The following is a 22,437-nucleotide window of genomic DNA, read 5'->3' on the forward strand; positions in this document are numbered from 1 at the left end:
CTTAGCGTTTCACAGTAACGGATTTGCCCTCGTAGCTGACGGTCTTGTCGGCCACGTCGAAGTTATCGGTGCTGGACACGCCAGGTTTGATGAAGCGTACCTTGAACTGGCGCTTGGCCACCATGCCCTTGTACTGGCCAGTGCGCTCACCGATGGTGACCGTGCCGGTCTTGTCATTGTAGCTGAGCGGGATGCGACTGAAAGCGCCTCGCAGGTAGCCATTGCTGACGCCATCGTCCTCATACAGGCTGAATTTGCCGTCGGCGCCGGTGTACACATACAGCGTGATCGGCGCATCTGGCTTCTCGTCCACGTACTGCGTCACGGGTCCAATCGGCAGGATGGCACCGGCTTTCACCAGCACTGGCATGCGCGTCTCGGGAGCTGCGACCACCGCGCTGGTGCCGCCCTTGTGCAGTTGACCGGTGTAGAAGTCATACCAGTCCGCGCCCTTCGGCATGTAGACCTTGCGCTCGCGCGCGCCGTACACGTACACCGGCGCCACCAGCATGTTGTGGCCGAACAGGTACTGGTCGTTGATGTTCTTCACCGCGTCGTCATGCGGGAAGTCCATCACCAGGCCGCGCATGATGGAGCCGGAATCGTAGTGCGTCTCGGCGGCGGCCGAGTAAATGTACGGCATCAAACGATAACGCAGCTGGTCGTACCACACCATCGACTCGCGCATCGGCGAACCGGCTGGCGAAATCTCGTGGATCTCGCGCTTCACCACTTCGCCGTGAGAGCGGAACAGCGGCGAGAACGCGCCGAACTGGAACCAGCGCAGATTCAGCTCGCGCCATTCCTTGATGTCTTCCGGATTGCCCTGCTTGATACCGGTGCTGCGGTTCTCCTGTGCCGAGCCGACGTCGCCAACCTGGAAGCGGGTCTCCTGCGCATAGCCGCCGATATCGTGCGTCCAGTTCGGGATGCCCGACATGGAGATGCTCACGCCCGCCGAGATCTGGTCATACAGATTGTTCCAGCGGCTGGCGGTATCGCCACTCCACACGGCGGTGGCGTTGCGCTGGATGCCGGCAAAGCCGGAACGCGACAAAATGAATTGACGCTTCTCGGGCTGGTCTTTCTGCAGATGCGAATAGAAGCCTTCCGTATGCACCAGGCTATACGGGTTGAAGGTGATCTCGCCGCCACCGTAAATGGTCGGGCCGATCAGCTTCTTGAAGTCTGCTGGGCGGGTATTCGACAACACATCTGGCTCGGTGTTGTCCATCCACCAGGCGTCAAAGCCCAGGTCCACCAGCTTGGGCTTCATCTGGCGGAAATAGATGTCGCGCGCTTCCGGCGTATATGGATCATAGTGGCTGTTCTTGTAGCCGGGGCCGACCCAATCCAGATCGCCGTTTTCGACGTTCTTGGTCCACATATGGCCCTTGGCCGCCAGCTCCTTGTAGTTGTCGGTGTTGGCGTAGAACTTGCCCCAGATCGAAATCATAATGCGCGCATTGGACTTGTGGACCTCGTCCACCATCGCTTTCGCATCCGGGAAGCGGGCCTTGTCGAAGTCATGCGAACCCCAGCCGTTCTCCGGCCAGTAGAACCAGTCCTGCACCATATTATCGACCGGCCAGCCCTGCTTGCGATACTCGCGCAGCACGCCCAGCAGCTGCTCCTGCGTCTCATAACGCTGGCGCGATTGCCAGAAGCCGTAGGCCCATTTCGGCATCATCGGCGCCTGGCCGGTCAGATAGCGATAGCCGGCGATGACGTTGTCGATACTGTCGCCACTGACCACGTAGTAGTTGATGCTCTGCGCGACTTCGGACGAGAAGGTCAGCGAATGGCGCTCGGCATCCGGCAGCGGATCGTTGTGCGTGATGGCGACCATGCCGCCGCTCGGCTTCCACTCAAGGTGCAGCTTGACCGGCTTATTGGCGTCAAACTTCACTTCGAAGTTGTGATACCACGGATTCCAACCCTGGCGCCACACGTCCATGATCTCTTTGCCGTCGACCGCCAGTTTGGCGTAGTCCGACGAATACAGCTGCAGCTTGTGCACGCCCGCTTTCGGCGACGCCATCGCACCGTCCCACACCACCTTCAGGTTGGCGGCCTTGGGATCGACTTCCTTCGGCCAGTTCTCGGCCACGTCCTTCAGATACTGGTAGGCGATGTCTTTTTCCTGGCGCGTGAACACCAGCTTGTCGCCAACGTAGTAGCGCGCGGTCAGGCCGCCCTCTTTGCCGTCGGCGTCGGTCAGCTTCAGGTCGCGGCTCAGCCACGCATACGGCTTGGCATCGCCAAAGCGCGAGATCGAGTTGTTATCCCACAGGACGCCGTAGTTTTTGTCCGAGACCACGAACGGCACGGCAATCGCCATATTGTGCTGCATCAGCAGCACATCTTCGCCGTTGAGGTTCATCTGGTGATTCTGATGCTGGCCCAGGCCGTAGAAGGCGTCCTTGGTGCCGTAGTTGAAGCCCTGCTTCACCGCCAGGAATGGCTTGCCGTCGACCGAAGTCGGCGCCATGGTCTCGGCTTCCTGCGTCAGGAAGGCTTTGCCGGCGGCGTTGAAGAACTGTACCTGGCCGGTGGCCAGCGAAACCGCGACCGAAATCTTCTTGGCCTTCAGCGTGACCTTGTCCTTGCCCGTCGCGGCAACGCTGAAGTTACCGCTAACAGAAGCGGCCACGGTCATCAGCGAGGGATTCAGCTGCTTGCCATCCTGGTCCAGCTTCACCACGTGAACGATGTTATCCGCCATGACCTCCAGCCGCACTTCTTTGGCGGCGCCGGTGTCGGGCTTGACCACCACACCGGTGGCGGTCTTTTCAAAAGTGCCGGCCGTGGCTTGCCCGGCCGCCAGCACGGCTACAGCCGTGGCGATCATCTTGATGCGCATATTGTCTCCGTTTTAGTAAGTGCCGACCGTGACCTTCAACACCACCGGATTGCCGGTCAGGTTGAGGCCATAGTCAGTCTGGTCGCCGTTCCAGTTGCGTTCCATGATCCATTTGCCGGAAGCGTCGTAATGACCTTCCTCGACGCGGCCCCACAGCGTCGTCTTGCCGTCGGCGCTGTCGATCTTCACGCGCGCGCGCTGGCCGATGATGATGAACTCACGCTCGCCGGTCTGCGCGATGGCCACGCCGCCATTAGGAATCTCGGTACCTGCCGGGATGTCCTTGATGTCCTTGAAGTACTCCTTCTCGCCGAACTGCCATTCGCGGAACGAGATGGTGGCTTTCCAGCCCTTCATGTCGATGGTCTGCGGCTGGCGGTCGTCACCCTCGGCCACGCCGTAGGTACGGCCTTCAAACGCCCACTTGGCCCACTGCCGTTCCATCGGACGGAAGGCGGCGTAGATTTTGCCGAACGGTTCCACCATGGTCTTGTCGATCGCCTTGTGACCGAGCGGGAAATTGCTGTAGTCCGCGTAGTCGATGCCGAACGGCGAGAAGCCGATCGCGCCCTTGCCCAGCACCAGATAGGTGTAGCGCACGTACAGCGCGGCGTTGCTCATCTCCGGCACCATCAGCGGATTGTCCGGACGCTGGAAGTGATTCAGCGAGGCGTTGAACTTCTTCCAGTCCGGGCCATAGATGTCCGGGCCGGCGAAATCGATATGCGGCGCGGCGGCGCGGTAGATATCGATCACGTCGTAGGTCGGGCCGCCGCTGGCGAAGTTGTCCTTCCACGGCATGACCGGATTTTCCAGCGAATCGCGCTGCGAATTATTCACGTACATCGGCAGGTTGTAGACCGCGCGGCCGGCCTTGGCGATGTCTTCGATGTAGCTGGCAATCGCCCAGGCGTGGAAGTACTCGTCGGCGTAATCGCCATACACTTCCTTCCAGCTGCCGCTCTTGGCCAGCGCCACCGGGGATTTTTTATAGTCCAGCACCGCCTTCGGCACCGGCGCCTTGAACAGCGCTTCGGCCTTGGCCGACCGGTCGCGCGAGAAGCCGTAGGTGCCGACTTCATTTTCGACCTGCACCATGATGACGGTGCGCTGCGCTTCATCGATCTGTTTGATGTGGCTCATCAGCGCCACAAAAGCCTTCTTGTCGGCCTTCAGGGTTTCGTCGCCGTGCGGCGACAGGCAGTAAATCGGTTTGCCGTTCTGGTCCAGCATGCGCGGGAAACGCGTGTTGTTGAACTTGACCCATTCCGGCGCGTAGCTCGGGCCGGTGTTCTTCCAGGTGCCAAACCACAGCAGCACCAGTTTAACTTTGTTCTTGCGTGCTTCGGCGACCAGTTTGTCGACGTAGCTGAAATCGAATTTGCCTTCCACCTGCTCGATCTGTTCCCAGGCCACCGGGATTTCGAGGGTGTTGGCGTGCATGTCCTTAATCGCCGCGAAGACCTTGTCCAGGGCCAGCGGGTAGTTACTGGAATTCTGCGCCTGGCCGCCGAGGATCACGAAGGGCTGGCCGTCCACCATCAAGGCGAAACGGCCGTCCTTCTTGACAATCTGCGGAATATCCGAGGCGGCCGCCGCGCCAGCCGCGGCCATCATTAAACTGAGGGAGAGTACAAGCTGGCGGGCGGATTGCTTCATCTAGTCGTATGCCTTTCGTCAGGTTAGAAGTCGTAGCTCAATTTGGCGACCACGCGGCGGCCAGTCTTGAACCATGCGCGCCCCATCATACCGATATTTTGCTGCATCAGCTGTTTGTAAGTCGCATCGGTCAGATTTTGCGCTTCCAGACCCAGTTGCAGTTTGTCGGTGAACTTGTAGAACATCGACGCATCCAGCTGGCCGTACGAATCGGACCAGGTAGGCAGCGCCCATGCCACTACGTGCTGACCGTAGGTCGCGCTGGCCGGGTTCGAATCCAGACCATCGGTGCCTTGGGTACCGTTGACGTTCACGGCTTGCAGGGCTTTCGAACGCCAGTTGTACGCCAGACGCGCCGAGATCGGGCCTTTGTCGTACAGCAGCGCCAGATTGTAGGTCTGACGCGACAGACCTTCCAGCGGCAGGTTGCCGAAGGTGGTGCCGTCGGTGTCGCAGCCGTTCAGGTTCAGGTTGACGTTGGCCGCGGTGTTCCCGCCGGTGCAGTACTTGGTGTAGACCGGGTTGTACAGCTCACGCTTGCTGTCGACGAAGGTGAAGTTGGCTTGCAGGCCCAGGCCGGACCAGGCGCCCGGCAGCTTGTCGAAGTACTGCTGGTAAGCCAGCTCGATGCCGCGTGCGTGGCCTTTGGCGCCGTTGACCGGACCGGTCACGGTGAAGTCATGCAGCTTGCCCGAGGTATCCGCCAACTGGTAGTTGTACACCTGGTTGATGATGATGTCTTTCAGGCGCTTGTTGAACACCGCCGCGGTAATCGAGCCGGAAGGCGCGAAGTACCACTCGGCCGTCAGGTCGACCTGCTTGGAGGTGATCGGACGCAGCATCGGGTTGCCGGTGCCGACACCAGTCAGGCTCACGCTGTTGACGGTGGTGAGGCCGGCCGCATTGGTCGAGGTATCGGCGCTGGCCGACAGCGTGGTGTAGCCCTGCAGCTGGGTGAAGTCCGGACGCGACATGGCCGAGGCCAGCGCAAAGCGGAACTGCAGCGTGTCCGAGTACTTCAGGCGCAGATTCAGGCTAGGCAGCACGTTGTGGTAGCTGTTGTCGTAGTCCTTGGACTGCGAGAACGGCGTGAACACCGGCAGCGTCACACCGGTGGTGTTGCCGGTGGTTGGCAGCGTCGAGGTGAACACGGTGTAGCCGTGCGCGCTCGAATCGGTCTTCACGTAACGCAGGCCGATGTTACCGTCGATCGGGTATTTCAGGTCATCCCAGCCGAAACGCAACTGGCCGTACATCGCCTTGGTTTTCTCCGACTGGTCGTTGGTGCCGGCCGGATCGGTACCGAAGGTGGCAGGCGTCCATGGCGCGCAGGTGTTGCCGTTTTCAGCGCACAGGATCTCGTAGTACTTGTGCAGTGCCGAGTAGGTGCTTGGATAGCCCTGTGCCAGCGACACGTTCGGGAACACCACGGAAGGCACCGACACGCCGCCGTTGAAGAAGTTGTCGAACGAGTGCAGGCTGGTGTTACCGGCGAAGCGCGGGTCGCCCAGGTAAGCCACGTGCGGAATGCCCCACGAGCCAACTTGCCATGGCTGGGTGATGGCGGCCCAGTTGTAGCTTGGGTTGGAGTTCTGCGTGACCGCGTCACGTTTGGTCAGGCGCACACCGAAGCGGAAGTCGCGCAGCACCGGATCGTCGAAGTCGTACTTGCCGTCGGTCTTCCACGCGGTTTCGTCGGCCTTCGATTTATCCATGTGCTCCATGGTGAACGCCCAGTAGTAATTGTTGGGGTCCGCCAGGTAGGCGCGGTTGGCATCGCTGAACAGGATCTTCGGCACATTGCCGGTCAGGTCCAGGGTTTCCGACGGCAGCGTCACGCCGGTGGCGACGGTGGAGTCGAAGCTCTGGGTCTTGGCCTTGATGTGCTGCAGATCGGTGGTGAAGGTCCAGCGATCGTTGACGCGCCAGCGCAGGTTCCACGAAATGTCGGTGGTGTCCGATTTGCGGTTGGCGGTACGTGTGTCGTCGCCGAAGTTGATGCCGCCGTCGGTTGGATCGGTCAGGGTGCCGGTCAGCAGCGCGCCCTTGGAGTTGAAGGTGGCGTCTTTCGACACCACGATGTTGTAGGGGCTGGACTGGGCGAAGATCGCCTGTTCGTCCCACTGCATTTCATACTTCGATTTGAAGTAGGTCAGGCCGCTCGACCAGTCGGCGTTCTTCCATTGCAGCGCGCCGTAAGCACCTTCGCGCTTGCGGTTGAATTCCAGCGTACGCCATTGCGCGCCCTTCGGCACGAACACGCGGTTGCCGTTGGCGTCGGTCAGCGGATAGTAAGGCTCGACCTGGAAGGCGTCGGTGCGGGTCGCGCTTTCCGAATAGGCCAGATCCAGCAGGGCGCCGACTTCACCGATCGGGGTCTTCCAGCGGTTCGACACCAGGCCGGAATACGATGGCGAGGTCTTGCCCTTCTTCAGTTCCGAGTAGGTGCGGTCGGCCGAGATGGCGGACTTGAAGCCCTTGTAATCGAACGGCATGGCGGTGCGCAGATTCACCAGGCCACCGACGGCACCCTCGATCTGCTCAGCCGATGGATTCTTGTAGATGTCGACGCCGGCCACCAGCTCTGGCGGCACGTCTTCGAAGTTCAGCGAACGGCCGCCGTTGGCCGAGAACGAGTCGCGCCCGTTCAGCTCCGAACGCACATAGCTCAGGCCACGGATGTTGACGCCCGAGCCCTCCACCGAGAAGTGCTCCGGGTCGCCCTTGGACATGGTGCGGTCGATGGTCACGCCGACCACGCGCTGCAGCACCTCGGTCACCGAGCGGTCCGGCAGCTTGCCCATGTCCTCGGCGACGATGGAGTCGACGATTTCATCGGAGTTCTGTTTAATCTTCTGGGCCGACTGCAGCGCTGCGCGCTGGCCGGTCACCACCACGGCGACAGGTTCCGCAGCCGGGGTATCAGTCTTGGGTGCATCGGTCGTCTGGGCTACGGCGGCGCCGCTCAGCATCATCGTCATCTGGGCCAGGCCCAGCGCGATTGCCGTTTTCTTGAGATGTTTCATCTACGCTCTCCAAAGTTATACGAATATTTCATAGCTCTTTGGCTATTAGTTATTGGTGTTGTCGTTGTCTGTGGGGGTGGAACCGGGAAACGCGGGGTGAGTCAGTCCGCAGGCGCTGGACAGCGCAGTAATCTGGTCTTCATTGATATCGTCTCGCTCGCAGTATATTTTTGTATCGCTGCTGCCGTCTGGCCGGGTGCCAAGGTGCGCGATTTTGAGCAATTGTCCTGTTTAGGAAACCCGCAAGCAATTGCGAAATTCACCAAGCAGGCGAATGATTATCAGCAATCGTAGCGTGGATCAGACAGATGCACGGGGCCGCGCGGCGGCCCCGTAGACAGGGCTTATTTCAGCCCGAGCTGCGCTTGCGTGTAGAAGCCATCCTTGACCACCAGATCCACATTGGATTTGGTCAGCGCAACCGGTTTGAGGAACACCGCGTCGACCTCCTTGTAGCCGTTGTTGTACTTGGCGTTGAAGGCCGGCTTCTTGTTGCGCACCAGCTGCACCGACAGCTTGGCGGCTTCGGACGCGATCAGCTTCAGCGGCTTGTACACGGTCAGTGTCTGGGTGCCGGCGAGTACGCGCTTGACGGCCGCCAGGTCGGAGTCCTGGCCCGACACCGCCACCTTGCCATCCAGCTTTTGCGCCGCCAGCGCCTGGATCGCGCCGCCGGCGGTGGCGTCGTTGGAAGCCACCACGGCGTCGATCTTGTTGCCGTTGGCGGTCAGCGCATTCTCGACGATGGACATGGCTTCGGAAGGACTCCAGTCCTTGACCCACTGCTTGCCGACGATCTTGACGTCACCCTTGTCGATCAAGGGCTGCAGCACTTTCAGTTGGCCCTCGCGCAGCATCTTGGCGTTGCTGTCGGTGGGCGCGCCGCCCAGCAGATAGAAATTCCCTTTCGGCTTCGCCGCCAGCACGCCCTGCGCCTGCAGCTGGCCCACCATATTGTTATCGAAGGAGATGTAGGCATCGATGTCGGCGTTGAGGATCAGGCGGTCGTAAGACACCACCTTGATCTTGGCCTTCTTGGCCTCGCGCACCGCGTTGGTCAGCACGGTGGCGTTGTAGGGCACGATCACCAGCACGTCGACGCCGCGCGAAATCAGGTTCTCGATCTGCGCGATCTGGCGCTGCTCGCTGGCGTCGGCCGACTGCACATACACTTTGGCGCCCTGCTGCTCGGCGGCGGCGACGAAGTAATCGCGGTCGCGCGCCCAGCGCTCCAGCCGCAGGTCGTCGATGGAAAAGCCGATCTTGGGATTCTTGGCGTCGGCCATCGCATGACCACCGGCGATCGCCATCATCACGGCGACAGCGGCCGTGCTCAGTAATTTCTTCATCGATTGAGTCTCCATGTTATTGCGGGGCGGTGTCATCCTCGCCCGGCAATAGTACATCAGGCTCCGTACCAGCCCGCGTCCACAAAGTACTCGCGTCCGGAGCAGCGCGCCGCGCTGTCGGACGCCAAGAACAGCGTCAACGCCGCCACGTCGCCGATTTCGACGCGCTGCGGCAGGCATTGGCCGGCCAGGATGCGCGCCTCTTCGTCCGGCGTATGCCACAGCGCTTCCTGACGCGGCGTGCGCACGCCGCCGGGGATCAGTGCGTTGACGCGGATGTTGTCCGGGCCGAGATCGCGCGCCATGCCGCGCGTCATGCCTTCGATGCCGGCTTTCGCGGTCATGTACAGCGTCAGTTCGGACAACGCCAGGTGCCACGAGATGGAGCTGAAGTTCAGGATCACGCCGCCGCCGCGCGCCTGCATGCCCGGCACCACGGCCTGGGCGCAGAAGTACAGGTGACGCAGATTGACCGCCATCCGGTTCTCCCAATACGCCGGCGTCACCTGCTTGATGACGTGACGGTCGTCGTTGGCGGCATTGTTGATCAGGATGTCGACCGGGCCGATGGCCTCGAACACGGCAGCGATTTTATCGAGATCGGTGAGATCGCACGGCACGTACACCGGCGGCGTGGCCAGCGTGGCCAGGCTGGCCTGCAGCGCGCGCGAATCATGCTCCGCGATGTCGAGGAAGGTGACCAGCGCACCCTGGCGTGCAAAGGCTTCCGTGATGCCGCCGCCGATGCCGCTGCCGCCACCGGTAACCACCACACGCTTGCCTGCGAGGCTGGGATAGATAACCTGCTCGCGCAGCGTATTGTATTGTTTGTCCAAGGTCTCGTCTCCAAAATAGCTGGAGGATTTTGACCCGCCTAAACATAAGCCGCAATTACGAAAATCACCAATCCCGGCAATGATTATTACGCTGCCAACTCCGGCGGCGGCAGCGCCGAGCCATCGTCGACGCTGCCCATCATGGCGCGGTCCTGGTAGGTGCGCGGGGTGCATCCGAGTTCGCGCTTGAACACCGCGTGCATGTACTGCACCGAGGTGAAGCCGCAGCACAGCGCCACTTCCGCGATGCTGCGCTCCCCGCGCGCCAGCATCGAGGTGGCGGCGTCCAGCTTGAAGCGCAGGATCACGTCATGCACGCTGCAATTGAGCTCCTGGCGGAAGTAGGATTCCAGCGACGAGCGCGAGATGCCGACATATTCCGCCACCTGGTGGGTCTTGATGCCCTGGCAGGCGTACTGGCGGATGAAGTGGCGCGCGCGCATCACGTGCGGATGCTTGGGCGCTTCGTGCTGCGTGGACGCCAGCACGTTGATGCCGACCGGCGGCACCAGCACCCGCGTGCCGCTCATGCGCACGCCGTGCAGCATCTGGTCCAACAGGTGGGCTGCGGTGCGACCCATCTCCTGCGCGCCCTGGATCACCGAGCTCAGTGGAATCCGGGTCAGCATGCGCGCCAGCGGATCGTTGTCGATGCCGATCAGCGCCACCTGCTCCGGCACCGCGATGCCGGCCATGATACAAGCCTGCATCAGCTGGCGCGCGCGCGCATCGGTGACGGCGATGATGCCGACCGGCTTGGGCAGGCTATGCAGCCATTGGATCTGCTGCTCCACCGCCTCGTCCCACGACGGCGCGCTGGTGCCCAGGCCGCGGTAGATGTGCGACTCCATCTTGTCCTGATCCATCAGGCGGCGGAACGCGTATTCGCGCTCCTGCGCCCAGCGGTTCTCCTGCGCTTCCGGCAGCGAGAACATGGCGAAGTGGCGCAGGCCGGCCTCGATCAGGTGATCGCGCGCCATTTTAATCAGCTTGAAGTTGTCGGTGGCGACGTAAGGCACATCGTCCGGATAGGCGGCCTGGTTTTCGTACGAGCCGCCGATCGCCACCACCGGGATGCGGCTGCGCGTCAGCGCCGCGGCCACCGCCGGGTCGTCGAAGTCGGCGATGATGCCGTCGCCCTGCCAGCGTTCGATGCCGGGCAGGCGCAGGCGAAAGTCCTCTTCCAAAAACAAATCCCAGCTGGCGCGCGTGGAGCTGAGGTAGGCGGCAATGCCGGCGATGACCTCGCGATCAAAGATTTTGTTTGCATTGAACAGCAGCGCAATCCGGTGTGACTTCATCTGCATATCTACTACTCCGCTTCGAGACGTATGTGGCCTTCTTATTATTGTTACACGCTGTTTCGACGGGCTAGATATGAAATATTTCGCTTCTTCCATAACGAATTTGACTAAATACTTAACTGAGATTACGTTTTCGGCTTGCCGAAGACGATGCCGCGCCCTGCCGTGCTCATGTAAACCACGCCAAAGCTGTTCATGTCGCCGACCACAAACTGGGCGTCGCCGGGACCGCCGTACTGGTGTTGATCGTCGTTTATACGCAACCAAGTGAGGCCGCTGTCGGTGGAACGGTAGACGCCACGCACGCCGCCGACCTCGCCCCAGATGTAGATGGCTGGGTAATCCGCATCCGGCGCCGCCTTGCCGAAACCGACCGCCGCCGCGTAGCTGACGCCTTTCAGCACACTGAACGTCGCGCCGGAATCGGTCGAGCGCGCCAACCCGCCGCCGTACAGCGCCACCCACACATCGCCCTCGCGCCCCGGCGCCACGCGCACCACCTTGGAGCCGCCGGCGACCGGCAGCTTGCCGCCATCCGCCGTGGCGCCCGCCGCCGGCCCGAAGCTGGCGCCGCCGTCCACGCTGACCAGCATGCGGTCGCCGCTGAGCGCATAAAACTTCTGTGGATTCACCGTATCAGCCACCGCCCGGCCGCGCTCCGTATGCAGCCCGGCCACCTCGGCCCAGGTCGCGCCCGCGTCGGCCGAGCGGTAGCAGGTGGTCTGCTTCTCGGGACAATGCACGATCACCTTGCCATCGGCGCTCAGCGCCAGTTGGCCCTGCGCGCCGCGCATGCTGGCGGTCTGGGTCCAGCTCAGGCCCATATCGCGCGACAGATACATCGCCTTGCCAGCCCGCGCCACCACATCCGGCGCCTGCGCCGCGTAATCCAGCCCCCAGGTGGTGCCCATGGTCGGCGTATGGATCGGCGCATACTGCGTCACATCCGTATGACGGAAACCGTCGTAATCGCCAATCGCCGAAATCACCGGCCCGCCGGGTATCGACACCAGATTCAGCGGCACCGACTCCTCCAGCCCGATATCCTCAAACTTCCACACCGGCTTATCGGCATGAATATCGTTGGACACGAACACGCCATTCCCCGACACCACCATCAGCCGATTGGCATCGGCCGGATCGAACTCAATCGACGCGGTCCAGTGAATAAAGCTGCCCGCGATCCAGCTGACGCCATTGGCATCGATCTGCACGCCCTTCGCCACGATGCTGCGCCAGTTCTTGCCGCCATCCAGCGTCTCGTAAAACTGATCGCCGATGCCGGCGCGCTTGTTCTTGTAATAGGAAATGGTCGACACCACCATGCGCAGCGGATTATCCGGCGCCACCGTAATGCCAGAATACGCATGATTCAGCGGCGGCGAGATATCCGCCCACTGACCGCTGGCGAGGTCGTACTGCCATACGCCGCCCTCCTCCAGTCCCTCATCGCGGGCCTGGTCCGCGTGCGGCCCGGCACCCTTGGCGAAGGCGGCCACCAGCTTGCCGTTGGCGATCACGGCGCGCTGCGGCATCAGGTGCTGCGGCCCGCCCGCCATGGCGCGGAAGCTGTTGCCGCCATCGGCCGATACATACATATTCTCGCCATAGCGCGACACGCCAACATAGATCTTGCCGCGATCCAGCAGCACCAGGCTGATGCCGTTCTTGTTGTTGGTGGTGCTGACGTCCAGCCCATCCAGATGACGCCAGCTCAGCCCGGCGTCGGTGCTCTTGAACAGGCCGTTGGCGCGGGTGCCGATGTACAGCACGTTGCCGTTGTCGGGATCGACTTGCAGCTTTTCGCCGTTGCCGCGCCCCATGCCGTTGCCATGCACCTTGAACTGGCTGGTGACGTCGATGCGTTGGAAGGTTTGTCCGTAATCGTCGGACTTGAGGATCGCGCTGGCGCCGCCGTTCAGGTAGGCGATGCCAGCGGACATATACAGCTTGTTGGGCGACGATGGATCGATCGCCAGCGATTCGATGCCTAGCAGGCCGGTGTCCTTATCGGACACCCAGTCCATCAGTGGAATCCAGCGTTTTTTTTTACGTCCCAGCGGTAGGCGCCGCCGACATCGGTACGGGCGTAGATCAGCCCTTTCTCGGTCTTGCTGGTGATCAGGCCGGACACGAAGCCGCTGCCACCGATCGAGACGTTATCCCACGCGTATTTGGACGATTCCGGCAGCAGCTGGTTCAGCGTCGGCGCCATCGCCTTGGCCCAGATCTCGTAGCCCTGCTCATTCGGATGCAGCAGATCCGGCATGATGTCCTTGGACAGCGTGCCATCCGGCTGCAGGAAGGCCTGATTGATATTCAGGAAAAACACCTTCTGGTTATCGGCAAAGCCGGCGATGATGCCGTTGATCTTCTCGTTAATCTGACGCAGCGGATCGGCCGGCGTGGCGCCGCGCGGGAAAATCGCCAGCAGCAGAATTTTAGTGTTCGGCAGACGCTGTTGCAGCTCGTCGATGTTGCGCCGGATGCCGGCCGCCGTGGTCCGAGGATCTTCCTGGCGATGGCCGGTGTTGTTGGTGCCGAACATCAGCACCGCGACTTTCGGATCGAGGCCATCAACCTCGCCGTGCTGCAAACGCCACAACACGTTCTCGGTGCGGTCGCCGCCAAAGCCCAGCGCCAGGCCTTTCAGCGGCTGGTAGTTGCGCTGCCAAACCGGGGCGCCGCTCTTTTCCCAGCCCTCGGTGATCGAGTCGCCGATGAAGACCACCTGCGCGCTCTTGCCGAGTTGCTTGGCTTCGGCCAGCTTGCTCTCGTGGCGCGCGGTCCACCAGCTGATCGACCACGACTCGTTGAGTTTATCCGGCGTGACCGAGACCGTTTTGTAATCCGGGCAGCTGACGTTGGGCTTGCCGCTCAGCTGGTACTTGACGTTGGCGATGGCGACCTTGCCCTTGCCGGTGCCGTTCAATTCGAACGGCTGGGTGATCTGGCTGAAATCATCGCCGTCGCGATAGAAACAGCTGGCCGACATCACCAGATGCTGCCAGCCCTTGCCGGCGGCGGCGCGCGCGGGGATCACATACGGCACGCTACGTTCGCACTGCTCGCCACAGCTGACGCGGAACGACAGGCCGCCGCTGGCCAGCTCGTCCACCTTGAGATCCAGCGCCAGCACGCCCTTGGCCAGATACGGCCGCAGATCCACCGGCTTGCCGCCCTGCACGCGCAGGCTGGCGTACCAGGCCTGGTCGAAATTCAGCGTCAGCGCGTCGTCCGGCTTCGCCTTGGCCGATTTGCTGACCGCGACCACGCCAGCGGGCGCCTTGGGGATGGCGACGGTATCGCCTTCCAGCGTCTTGCTGGTATCGGCATCGGAAATGCTGATGCGGCCGCCATCGAGCGGATGGCCGGCGTATACCGGCAAGTCATGGGGCGCCGCAAAGGCGGATGAAGACAAGACAGCCAGCAAGGTGGCGAGGCGGATTTTCATGGGGTGTCTCATGGATTTTTTATGCGCACCATTGTGATATCACTTTCCGCGCCCGGCAATTACGAAATTCACCAAGCGCACCAATAATATTGAACTTGGCGGCCGGCGCGCGGTCTAACCATGCATGACCCCGCCTTCCAACAATGCCGCCGCACCACACATCGAAACAGTCGAAGCCCGGCTGGACGGTCGGATCTCGTCCATGGAGGCCACCTTCGCCGCCTTCGTCCAGTTGATGGACGAGCGCCACCGCGCCTCGGAAGCAAGAATGGACCGGATGGAGGCCATGATTGCGGAAATCCGCGCCAGCGTTGCCAGCTTGCGCGTCACCATCGTCATCACCGGCATCAGTAGCGTGCTGGCGGCCACCTTCGGCATCGCCGCGCTGAACGCCAACATGCAGTCCAACATGCTGGCCGCTCTCACTGGCGGCAAGGAGATGCAAGCCCTGTACATGGAGGTCAAGCAACAGACCGATGAAAACCGCCGACTGGTCGGCGAAGCCCGCCAACAGGCCGAAGCCACTGCGGAACTGGCAAAAGAGATCAGGCGGCAAGCTGATGCCACCAATGCCCTGATACTACAGGCACAGAGCAAACGCACAACACCAGCTAACGCGGATCGCGGCAGTAAGCCCGCTCGCGGTAAGTGAAATAGTCGAAGTCCGCGTGCAGGCCGGTGCCGGCCATGTCCTGGCACGCCATGCCGACAAACGCGCCGGTAAAGTTGGGCTGGCCGGGCGCGTTGGCCTCGTCGGACAGGATGCTGGCGTCGAACTGCTGCGGCAACCACTGCCAGTTGCCGCCGCCCACACGGTAGCCGAAGTACAGCCGCTCCTCATCCACCTCCACCCGCAGCTGCACCGGCCCAGCCGGCAACGCGATCGGCGCGGTGAATGCATCGGTCTGCACATGATTCGGCAGACTGCTCATCACCCGCACATGCTTGCCGACCTCATCGTCATGCGTGATGTACAGATAGTGGAACTTGGTCGCCCCGTAATAACACACCAGCCCCGCCTGCTGCTGATAATGTTCCGGCTCGAACTCCACCAGCGTGGCCGCGCTGTAGCAATGCGCCTGCTGCCGCCGCGCCACCAGCGCCTGCCGGAACTGGCTGCCCATGCTCTCGCGACCAAACAAACGCAGATATCCCGGCCGCGCCGTCAAACTGAACAACTCCTCCGGCCACGGCGTGCGCAACCACTGGAACGCCAGCGGCAATTGCGGCGTATCGAAATCCTCGCGCTCGGGCGGCGCCGCGAAGCGATGCTCAGGCAAGGCCGGCGCGGCGGCCAGCAATTCTGGCGTGCCGCTGCCGTCGAGCGTACGCAACCAGCCATCCTCGCCCCATACCACCGGCTGTATCGCGGTCTCGCGCCCCAGCGTGCAGGTGCCGCGATTGCGCAGCGGACGGCCGCACAGATACACCATATAAGTCTGCCCATCCGGCGTTTCCACCAGGTCGGCGTGACCGGCGCGTTGCAAGGCCGCATCCGGCCGATCGCGCGCGGTCAGCATGGTCTGCTGCGGATGCAGTTCATACGGCCCGAGCAGACTGCGCGAGCGCGCCATCGTCACGCCATGCTGCCATCCGGTGCCGCCCTCCGCCGTCAGCAGATAGTAATAGCCATTGCGCCGGTACAGATGCGGCGCCTCCGTCAGACCATGCGCCGTGCCCTTGAAGATATTCTCGCGCCGCCCGATCAGCCTGCCCTCCTGCACCGAATACTCTTGCAGCATAATGCCGGCAAAGCGCGTATTGCCAGGACGATGGTCCCACAACTGATTCAGCAAATACTTGCGGCCATCGTCGTCATGGAACAGCGATGGATCGAAGCCGCTGCTGTTCAGATACACCGGGTCCGACCACGGCCCTTCGATGCTCGGGCTGGTGACCAGGTAGTTATGAAAATCGCGCAGCGAGGCGCCACCGCTGGCGCCACTGCTGGAGGTGCGGCCGTAGCGCTTGACGTCGGTGTAGATCAGCCAGAACAAGCCGTCCGCATAGGTCAGGCATGGCGCCCACACGCCGCACGAATCCTGCGCGCCCAGCATATTGAGCTGGCTGGCGCGCGTGAGCGGTCGCGTCAGCAAACGCCAATTGACCAGATCGCGCGAATGGTGGATCTGCACGCCTGGATACCACTCAAAGGTGGAAGTGGCGATGTAGTAATCGCCGCCCACGCGCACGATCGACGGATCGGGATTGAAGCCGCGCAAAATGGGGTTTTGTATCATGCTGTTTTCTCTCTCACCAAAATCCAAAGCAAGGCCGCCGCCACCAGGTCCAGCACGGCCAGCGTCACAAAGAACGGCGTGTAACCGACGCTGGCCATCAGGCCGCCGATCAGCAGCGAGAACAGCAGCAGGCCCAGATTGCCGAAGGTGCCGCACATCCCGGCCACCGTGGCCACCTCGTCGCGCCGGAACAGATCGGACGACATCGTAATCACCGTCACCGACAAGGTCTGATGCGCGAAGCCGGCCAGGCTGAGCAAGGCAATCGCCGCGTATGGATTGTCGACATAGCCGACAAACGCCACGCCCATCATCATGCACGCGCCCAGCGTGAAGGCGCCACGGCGCGCGTTAATCAGCCGCACGCCGCGCTTTTGTAGCGCCAGCACCACCATCGGCCCGAAGAAGCAGCCGAGGTCGGCGCCGAGGAAGGGCAGCCAGGCAAACATCGCAATCTGCGCCAGGTCGAAATGCCGCACCGTGGTCAGATACAGCGGCACCCAGAACGACAGCGTGCCCCAGGCCGGATCGGCCAGAAAGCGCGGCAGCGCGATGCCCCAGAAATTGCGCAGCTTGAGGATGCTGACGATGGAGCGCCGTGTGCCGCTTGCTTGCAGATGCGGCTCCTGCCCGGCCGCGATATGCCGCGCCTCTTCGGCCGACAAGCGGCGATGACGCGCCGGCGCGTCATACAGCAGCAGCCACAGCGCCACCCAGATCAGGCCCAGCGCGCCGGTGATCACAAACGCCGACTGCCAGTTGTAATGCAGGATGGCCCACACCACCAGCGGCGGCGCCAGCATCGAACCGAACGAAGCGCCGATATTGAAGATGCCGCCCGCCATGCCGCGCTCGCGCGCCGGGAACCACTCGGCCACGGTCTTCATGCCGGCCGGATTGGCCGAACCCTCGGCCAGCCCCAGCAGGCCGCGCAGCACCGCCAGCGTGTGCCAGTTGGTGGCGTAGCCGTGCGCCATGCAGATCAGCGACCAGGCGGTGGCAAACATGGCGAAGCCGAATTTCAAACCGATCACGTCCAGCACATAGCCGCACAGCGGCTGCAGCATGATCGCGCCCTGGAAGGCGGCGGTGATATATGAATATTCCTGTGTGCTGATCTGCAGCTCGTGCAGCAGCGTCGGCGCCGCCACCGCCAGCGTGCTGCGCGTTAAGTAGTTAATTACCGCCCCCAGCATGACCAGAGCGATCATCCACCAGCGTAGTCCCCGTATTTTCATGATTGCGCAATCATTTATAATTGGGTGAGAAGATAGCACACTCTCCAGCCAAAATGATTGCGCAACCGGGAACTTTTCCAGAAAGATCCTGCCGGCTTGCATAGGTATAAAAAAAACCCCGAAGGCCAGATCAGCTTTCGGGGTTGGCGTCAGCGCGGGATGTTTTAGCGCGATGCCGGCAGCACCAGACGTTTCATGGCCAGCGCCTTGCTGGCTGAAACAGCCGGGATCGGCGCCACCACCAGGCGCGTGTCGCCGACGAAGAACAGCGTCTTGCCGTCCGGGCTGATGGTGCCCAGCGCGCGCGTGTCGCATCCATAGTCGCTGGTGTTGCAGGTCGGGTAGTCCGCCAGCTCGAAGTAGCCCAGCACCGGCAAATCGGTGCTGGTCACCATGCGGGTGCTGCTATCGAACACGTAGACGCGCGGCTTGCTGGTGGTGCCACCATTCAGGTTATAGCTATCGTAAGCCATCACGTACAGACGCTGACCGTCCGGTGAGAACACCGGGGTGCGGCCGAAGTAGGCGCTGTCCGGGATTTTCACGTTGCCGATTTTGTTGAAGTCGCGATCCCACACGACGTAAGTGCCTTCCGCGAAGCGCTCGCCGCGCAGGCTCTGCGCCGCCTCGTACCAGAAGGTCAGTTCCGACGGCGCCACTTTCGCCACCACGTCACTGCCGTCCAGCGACACCATCGGCGGCTGCGGCGAATAGCTGGCCGACTGAACGATGTTGATGTGCGAACCATCACCGGACGCCACCGCCCAACCAAACGCATAGTAGCCGCCGATATTGCCGAAGCTCTGCGTCACCAGGTCGAAATACGCCATCGAGCCGGCGCCGTCCGACACGCCCGAGTAACCGCTGAACAGCACTTTGCCGTCGTTGCGCACCGCCAGGCGCGGCAGGCTGTTCAAGCTATCGCCGTACACGCCGCCGGCCTTGAAGCTGCCCTGTTCGGCCAGCGTGGTCGGATCGAACAGCTTGATCAGGCCGGAAGTGACGGTCACAATCAGACGCTTGCCATCGGGTGACATCGCCACCGCATCGACGCCGGTGACCGACACGCTGTTGACATCCCAGCCGGAACCGCTCTTGCTGAAGCGCATCAGCGAACCCAAGGTTTTATTGACCGTGTACACCGACTGACGCTCGGCGTCGAACACGATGCTGCCCTTGCTGCCCTGCGCCGCCACGGCCGCGTAGGTGAACGATGGTTGCGCCAGCGCCTTCAGCGTCACCGTGCCGGACTTGGCGCCCAGGCTGTTGGATAGCGCGAACGTCGCATCGCCCTGCGCCGCCGGCAGGCTCAGTTCAAGCTGGGTATCGTTGACGCGCGTGATCTTGGACGGCGTGGCGCCGCTGACCTGCAGCAGCCAGCTCAGGTTGCTGATCGCGTCAAAGCCGCGGCCACGCACGATGTAATTGCCAGCCTCGCCCGGCAAGCGGGTATGCGGGCTGATGAAATTCAGCTCCGGCAGCTTCTTGTCCAGCGTGACCGTGAACTTGGTGGCGGCGGATTTGCCGCTCGGCAGGCTCAAGGTGATATCGGCCGTGTGGGCGCGGAAGTTGGCCAGCTTCAGCATCTCCGCCACGTTCACCGACAGACCCAGCTTATCGGTGCGCAACGAACCACTGCTGCGCGACAGCACCAGCCAGCTGGCACTACTGCTGGCCTGCCAGGTTTGCACCGGCAGGTTCGGAATGTCGATGCTGAGCTGTCCATTCAAGCTGCTTTGCGTGCTGGCCGCATCCACCGTCAGCGTGGAGGTGCCCGTGATGGTCCAATCCGCCGCCAGCACATTCAGCGTCACCGGCACCGTGAACGGCAGCACATCGGTACCGCCGCCCAACACCAGATCGGCGCGATACACGCCCGGCTGCAAACTGCCGGCCGACGCGGTAACGCTCAGCGTATTCGACGCGCCCGGCGTCACCGTCAGCCAGCCCGAATCGCCGTAGCGATACTGCACACTGCTGGTCAGCGCCTGCCCCCAGGCCGGCAGCGTCACCTTCAGTTGCTGGCCACCGCTGGCGTAACCGGTCGGCGCCGAGAAGTCCAGGCTGGCGCGATCCGGCGTGATCGCCGTGATCGAGGACGCGTCGGCGGTCACGGTGTAGGTCACCGGAATCGTGGTCTGACGGCTGGCCGCGCTGATCGTCACCAATGCGGTGTACGTGCCAGGCGCCTTGGCCGAAGCCGAGACCGTCATGCTGTTGGACGTGATATTCGACACCTGCAGCCATGACACGCTGGTGGTCGCGGAAAAACTGCTAACGCCGCTCGGCAACTCGACAGTCACCGGCGCCGACGCCATCGCCCCCGCCAGCGCGCGCAGATCCACGCTGCCCGGCGACACCTTCAAGCCCTTGCTGATGCTGACGGTGTACGCCACATCCACCGGCGAACCCTTGAAATGCTGAGCGCATTGCGCATCGGCACACATCGACAGCTTCAGCGTGCCGGCATACTCGCCCGCCGCCAGCTGCGTCTTCGGATAGACAGAGAACTGCGCCTGCGTGCCATTGATGCGCGCCTCGACCCGGTCAATCGCCGTGCCCAGATCCTGACCGCCGAAATAGGCGGTGGTTGGCACATTGCTGCCGCTGCCCGTGCCGACGATGATCTGCGGCGAAATCACACTGCCCTCATCGCCGGAGAAACGCAACTGCGTGCGGTCGATACTGACCGAAAATCCCGGCGCCGGATCGGGCGCCGAACCGCCTCCGGAACTGGACGAGCCACCACCGCCTCCGCCGCCACAAGCCGCAAGCAGCCACGACAGCCCGATTGCCGCCACAAACGACAACCGGTTCATCTTCAAAGTAAACAAATCGTTCTCTCAGGAAATTCCAAAAAGACAATTTTAACTTACATGTGTAAAGTTATGCAAAGATGCTTGAGTGAAAATGGATGCTCTGGCGCATAGGACGACAGGACAAAGTGTTTGCGCTACACTGATCCTATCCATCGGGTTTTCTTTAAAGAGGCGTGCCATGAGCACCGTGCCGGACGAAAAGGGGCATCAATCAGAGCCGGTAACGGTTTCGAAGACGGAAGACCCGCTTGCGCTGGCCCGCGCACGGCGTTTGGCCGCCCTCAAGGCGGCGGAAGGACTCTGGAAAGACCGCACGGACATAGCGAAGGACGGCGTTCAAGTCCAAGAGCAACTGAGGGATGAATGGCGCTGATCCTGTTCGACACCAACATCTTCATCGACATGCTTGGTGGCTGCAAACAGGCGACCGTCGAGCTTTCAAGCTACGACTTCCCCGCCATCAGCACATAACCGGTCCCAAGGTGAAGCTACCTGACGCCATTATCGGTGCGATCGCCTCAGCGTGCGTTTGACGGTATGAGTAGATACCGTCAAAGATACTGTCAAAGTTGCTGGATTTTAATAGACGCTATCGGACGTCCTGAACCAAAAAACCCGCGATCTCACTGGGAGTATCGCGGGTTTCTGAACGTCATCGGACGTTGTCGTACTTGATTCTGGCGGAGAGAGGGGGATTCGAACCCCCGATAGGCTATGAACCTATACACGCTTTCCAGGCGTGCGACTTCAACCACTCATCCATCTCTCCTGCATTTCCCGATAATCAGGAAGCGCCGAATTATAGCAAACATTCCCGAGAGTACAAAACTTATTTCCCGCTCGCGACTTCCTGTCGCCGCAGCCTGCTTCCTTGCCACGAGAATACACAGAGGTGGTCTGCTGCGCACTCCCCTCTGGCATTACGTCTCGTTTGGATGTCTCGTTCTGTCTTGTTTGTACCCGTTTGAACCTTGTGCAGCGCAGCGTGTCTAACCGAGGCAGAACACCACAAAACGAGACAAAACAAGACAGGAGAACGAGTATGAATGCCGCAGGAGACCATGCAATACCACCCCATACCCTCACCCTGCTGCGACAATTTTTGTCCAGAAGCCGCAGCACCTTGTCACCGCAAGAGGTGGTGAAAATCGCGATCGATGAATGGATAGAACGCCAGCGCAAAGCCGAACCGTCCACCCGAGGTTATCAGTGGAAGGAACTATTCCTTCCAGAGGGCACGGAGATCCGCATGACTTCCGACGGCAAGTCCCACTATGCCAAAGTTGCGAATGACAAGATCATCTTCCGCCAGCGCCCCACCACCCCGCGCGGCATAACCCTCGCCGTCGCTGGCGATGGCCGCAATGCGTGGCGCGATCTCTGGCTACTGTTGCCCGGCGAGCGCAACTGGATCAATGCCGCGCGCCTGCGCGCCCAACAAAACCAACAGCTGGATAAGCTCCCCACTTCGCAAGCCGATACCTTGCACTCCGCAGCCAAAGCCATGAGTCAGGCGCTCAATGCCGCCGTCCTGCTGATCCAACATGTGGACCACCAATCCACCACCATCCTGGAACGCCGGCTTCCAAAAAATCGCCGCGAATACGACACCCTGGAAGACATCCACTGAAGCAAATCGCCGCAACAAA

At 61.7% G+C, this 22,437-nt stretch carries 15 protein-coding genes and 1 tRNA gene; 4 read left to right on the top strand and 12 right to left on the bottom strand.

Going from position 1 to position 22,437, the window contains the following annotated elements; genetic code table 11:
* Position 1: 1 nt before the first annotated feature.
* The 3 genes from GJ699_RS15005 to GJ699_RS15015 all read right to left on the bottom strand — a co-directional run bounded on the left by GJ699_RS15005 (position 2) and on the right by GJ699_RS15015 (position 7,548).
* Positions 2-2,863, bottom strand: coding sequence for a glycoside hydrolase family 31 protein (locus tag GJ699_RS15005; protein ID WP_154377554.1), 2,862 nt, complete (start codon positions 2,861-2,863; stop codon positions 2-4).
* A gap of 12 nt (positions 2,864-2,875) precedes the next feature.
* Positions 2,876-4,480 (bottom strand): GH35 family beta-galactosidase, encoded by a 1,605-nt coding sequence (locus GJ699_RS15010; protein WP_229262109.1) that lies wholly within the window; start codon positions 4,478-4,480, stop codon positions 2,876-2,878.
* A gap of 65 nt (positions 4,481-4,545) precedes the next feature.
* Complete coding sequence (locus GJ699_RS15015) at positions 4,546-7,548, bottom strand: TonB-dependent receptor (protein WP_154377558.1); 3,003 nt, start codon at positions 7,546-7,548, stop codon at positions 4,546-4,548.
* Between the two features lie 96 nt (positions 7,549-7,644).
* On the opposite strand from GJ699_RS15015, the gene GJ699_RS15020 reads away from it, so the two are divergent.
* Positions 7,645-7,842: a hypothetical protein gene (locus tag GJ699_RS15020; RefSeq protein WP_154377560.1), complete on the top strand. Its 198-nt coding sequence runs from the start codon at positions 7,645-7,647 to the stop codon at positions 7,840-7,842.
* Between the two features lie 50 nt (positions 7,843-7,892).
* Here the strand turns inward: GJ699_RS15020 and xylF are convergent, their stop codons facing one another.
* From xylF to GJ699_RS34595, 5 genes are all read right to left on the bottom strand, one after another.
* Positions 7,893-8,861: a D-xylose ABC transporter substrate-binding protein gene (xylF, locus tag GJ699_RS15025; RefSeq protein WP_371867571.1), complete on the bottom strand. Its 969-nt coding sequence runs from the start codon at positions 8,859-8,861 to the stop codon at positions 7,893-7,895.
* A 92-nt stretch (positions 8,862-8,953) separates the two neighbouring features.
* Positions 8,954-9,733 (bottom strand): D-xylose 1-dehydrogenase, encoded by a 780-nt coding sequence (xylB, locus tag GJ699_RS15030; RefSeq protein WP_154377563.1) that lies wholly within the window; start codon positions 9,731-9,733, stop codon positions 8,954-8,956.
* 86 nt (positions 9,734-9,819) lie between these two features.
* Positions 9,820-11,034, bottom strand: a complete 1,215-nt coding sequence (locus GJ699_RS15035) for a XylR family transcriptional regulator (RefSeq protein ID WP_154377932.1) — start codon at positions 11,032-11,034, stop codon at positions 9,820-9,822.
* A 128-nt stretch (positions 11,035-11,162) separates the two neighbouring features.
* Positions 11,163-13,064, bottom strand: coding sequence for a WD40/YVTN/BNR-like repeat-containing protein (locus GJ699_RS34590; protein WP_229262110.1), 1,902 nt, complete (start codon positions 13,062-13,064; stop codon positions 11,163-11,165).
* Positions 13,064-14,491 (bottom strand): GDSL-type esterase/lipase family protein, encoded by a 1,428-nt coding sequence (locus tag GJ699_RS34595; protein WP_229262111.1) that lies wholly within the window; start codon positions 14,489-14,491, stop codon positions 13,064-13,066. Before GJ699_RS34595 ends, GJ699_RS34590 begins: the two co-directional genes overlap by 1 nt.
* Positions 14,492-14,615: 124 nt before the next feature.
* Between GJ699_RS34595 and GJ699_RS15045 the strand changes: the two genes are divergently transcribed.
* Positions 14,616-15,143: a hypothetical protein gene (locus GJ699_RS15045; protein WP_154377565.1), complete on the top strand. Its 528-nt coding sequence runs from the start codon at positions 14,616-14,618 to the stop codon at positions 15,141-15,143.
* On the opposite strand, the gene GJ699_RS15050 is transcribed toward GJ699_RS15045, so the two are convergent.
* The 3 genes from GJ699_RS15050 to GJ699_RS15060 form a co-directional block, all read right to left on the bottom strand.
* On the bottom strand, positions 15,103-16,731 hold the full coding sequence (locus GJ699_RS15050; RefSeq protein ID WP_154377567.1) for a glycoside hydrolase family 43 protein: 1,629 nt from the start codon (positions 16,729-16,731) through the stop codon (positions 15,103-15,105). The genes GJ699_RS15045 and GJ699_RS15050 overlap by 41 nt on opposite strands.
* Positions 16,728-17,969 carry an MFS transporter gene (locus GJ699_RS15055; RefSeq protein ID WP_154377569.1) on the bottom strand — a complete coding sequence of 414 codons (1,242 nt, stop codon included), beginning with the start codon at positions 17,967-17,969 and terminating at the stop codon, positions 16,728-16,730. Before GJ699_RS15055 ends, GJ699_RS15050 begins: the two co-directional genes overlap by 4 nt.
* Before the next feature lie 164 nt (positions 17,970-18,133).
* The gene (locus GJ699_RS15060) at positions 18,134-20,803 is read right to left on the bottom strand and encodes a WD40 repeat domain-containing protein (RefSeq protein WP_154377571.1); all 2,670 of its coding nucleotides are present in this window, start codon (positions 20,801-20,803) and stop codon (positions 18,134-18,136) included.
* Between the two features lie 163 nt (positions 20,804-20,966).
* On the opposite strand from GJ699_RS15060, the gene GJ699_RS15065 reads away from it, so the two are divergent.
* Complete coding sequence (locus GJ699_RS15065; protein WP_154377573.1) at positions 20,967-21,161, top strand: hypothetical protein; 195 nt, start codon at positions 20,967-20,969, stop codon at positions 21,159-21,161.
* Between the two features lie 305 nt (positions 21,162-21,466).
* Here GJ699_RS15065 and GJ699_RS15070 read toward each other — a convergent pair.
* Positions 21,467-21,557: transfer RNA gene (locus GJ699_RS15070), tRNA-Ser, on the bottom strand.
* Between the two features lie 273 nt (positions 21,558-21,830).
* Here GJ699_RS15070 and GJ699_RS15075 point away from each other — a divergent pair.
* Positions 21,831-22,418: a hypothetical protein gene (locus GJ699_RS15075; RefSeq protein ID WP_154377575.1), complete on the top strand. Its 588-nt coding sequence runs from the start codon at positions 21,831-21,833 to the stop codon at positions 22,416-22,418.
* Positions 22,419-22,437: the final 19 nt, after the last annotated feature.

This window comes from Duganella guangzhouensis, from assembly GCF_009674535.1.
In the GTDB taxonomy this organism is placed as follows: domain Bacteria; phylum Pseudomonadota; class Gammaproteobacteria; order Burkholderiales; family Burkholderiaceae_D; genus Rugamonas; species Rugamonas guangzhouensis.

Bases quoted from the DNA above. Each gene is read 5' to 3' on its own strand.
- GJ699_RS15005 (WP_154377554.1), bottom strand. From the start codon at position 2,863: ATGCGCATCAAGATGATCGCCACGGCTGTAGCCGTGCTGGCGGCCGGG.
- GJ699_RS15010 (WP_229262109.1), bottom strand. From the start codon at position 4,480: ATGATGGCCGCGGCTGGCGCGGCGGCCGCCTCGGATATTCCGCAGATT.
- GJ699_RS15015 (WP_154377558.1), bottom strand. From the start codon at position 7,548: ATGAAACATCTCAAGAAAACGGCAATCGCGCTGGGCCTGGCCCAGATG.
- xylF (WP_371867571.1), bottom strand. From the start codon at position 8,861: ATGATGGCGATCGCCGGTGGTCATGCGATGGCCGACGCCAAGAATCCC.
- GJ699_RS15035 (WP_154377932.1), bottom strand. From the start codon at position 11,034: ATGAAGTCACACCGGATTGCGCTGCTGTTCAATGCAAACAAAATCTTT.
- GJ699_RS34590 (WP_229262110.1), bottom strand. From the start codon at position 13,064: ATGGACTGGGTGTCCGATAAGGACACCGGCCTGCTAGGCATCGAATCG.
- GJ699_RS34595 (WP_229262111.1), bottom strand. From the start codon at position 14,491: ATGAAAATCCGCCTCGCCACCTTGCTGGCTGTCTTGTCTTCATCCGCC.
- GJ699_RS15045 (WP_154377565.1), top strand. From the start codon at position 14,616: ATGACCCCGCCTTCCAACAATGCCGCCGCACCACACATCGAAACAGTC.
- GJ699_RS15050 (WP_154377567.1), bottom strand. From the start codon at position 16,731: ATGATACAAAACCCCATTTTGCGCGGCTTCAATCCCGATCCGTCGATC.
- GJ699_RS15055 (WP_154377569.1), bottom strand. From the start codon at position 17,969: ATGAAAATACGGGGACTACGCTGGTGGATGATCGCTCTGGTCATGCTG.
- GJ699_RS15065 (WP_154377573.1), top strand. From the start codon at position 20,967: ATGAGCACCGTGCCGGACGAAAAGGGGCATCAATCAGAGCCGGTAACG.
- GJ699_RS15075 (WP_154377575.1), top strand. From the start codon at position 21,831: ATGAATGCCGCAGGAGACCATGCAATACCACCCCATACCCTCACCCTG.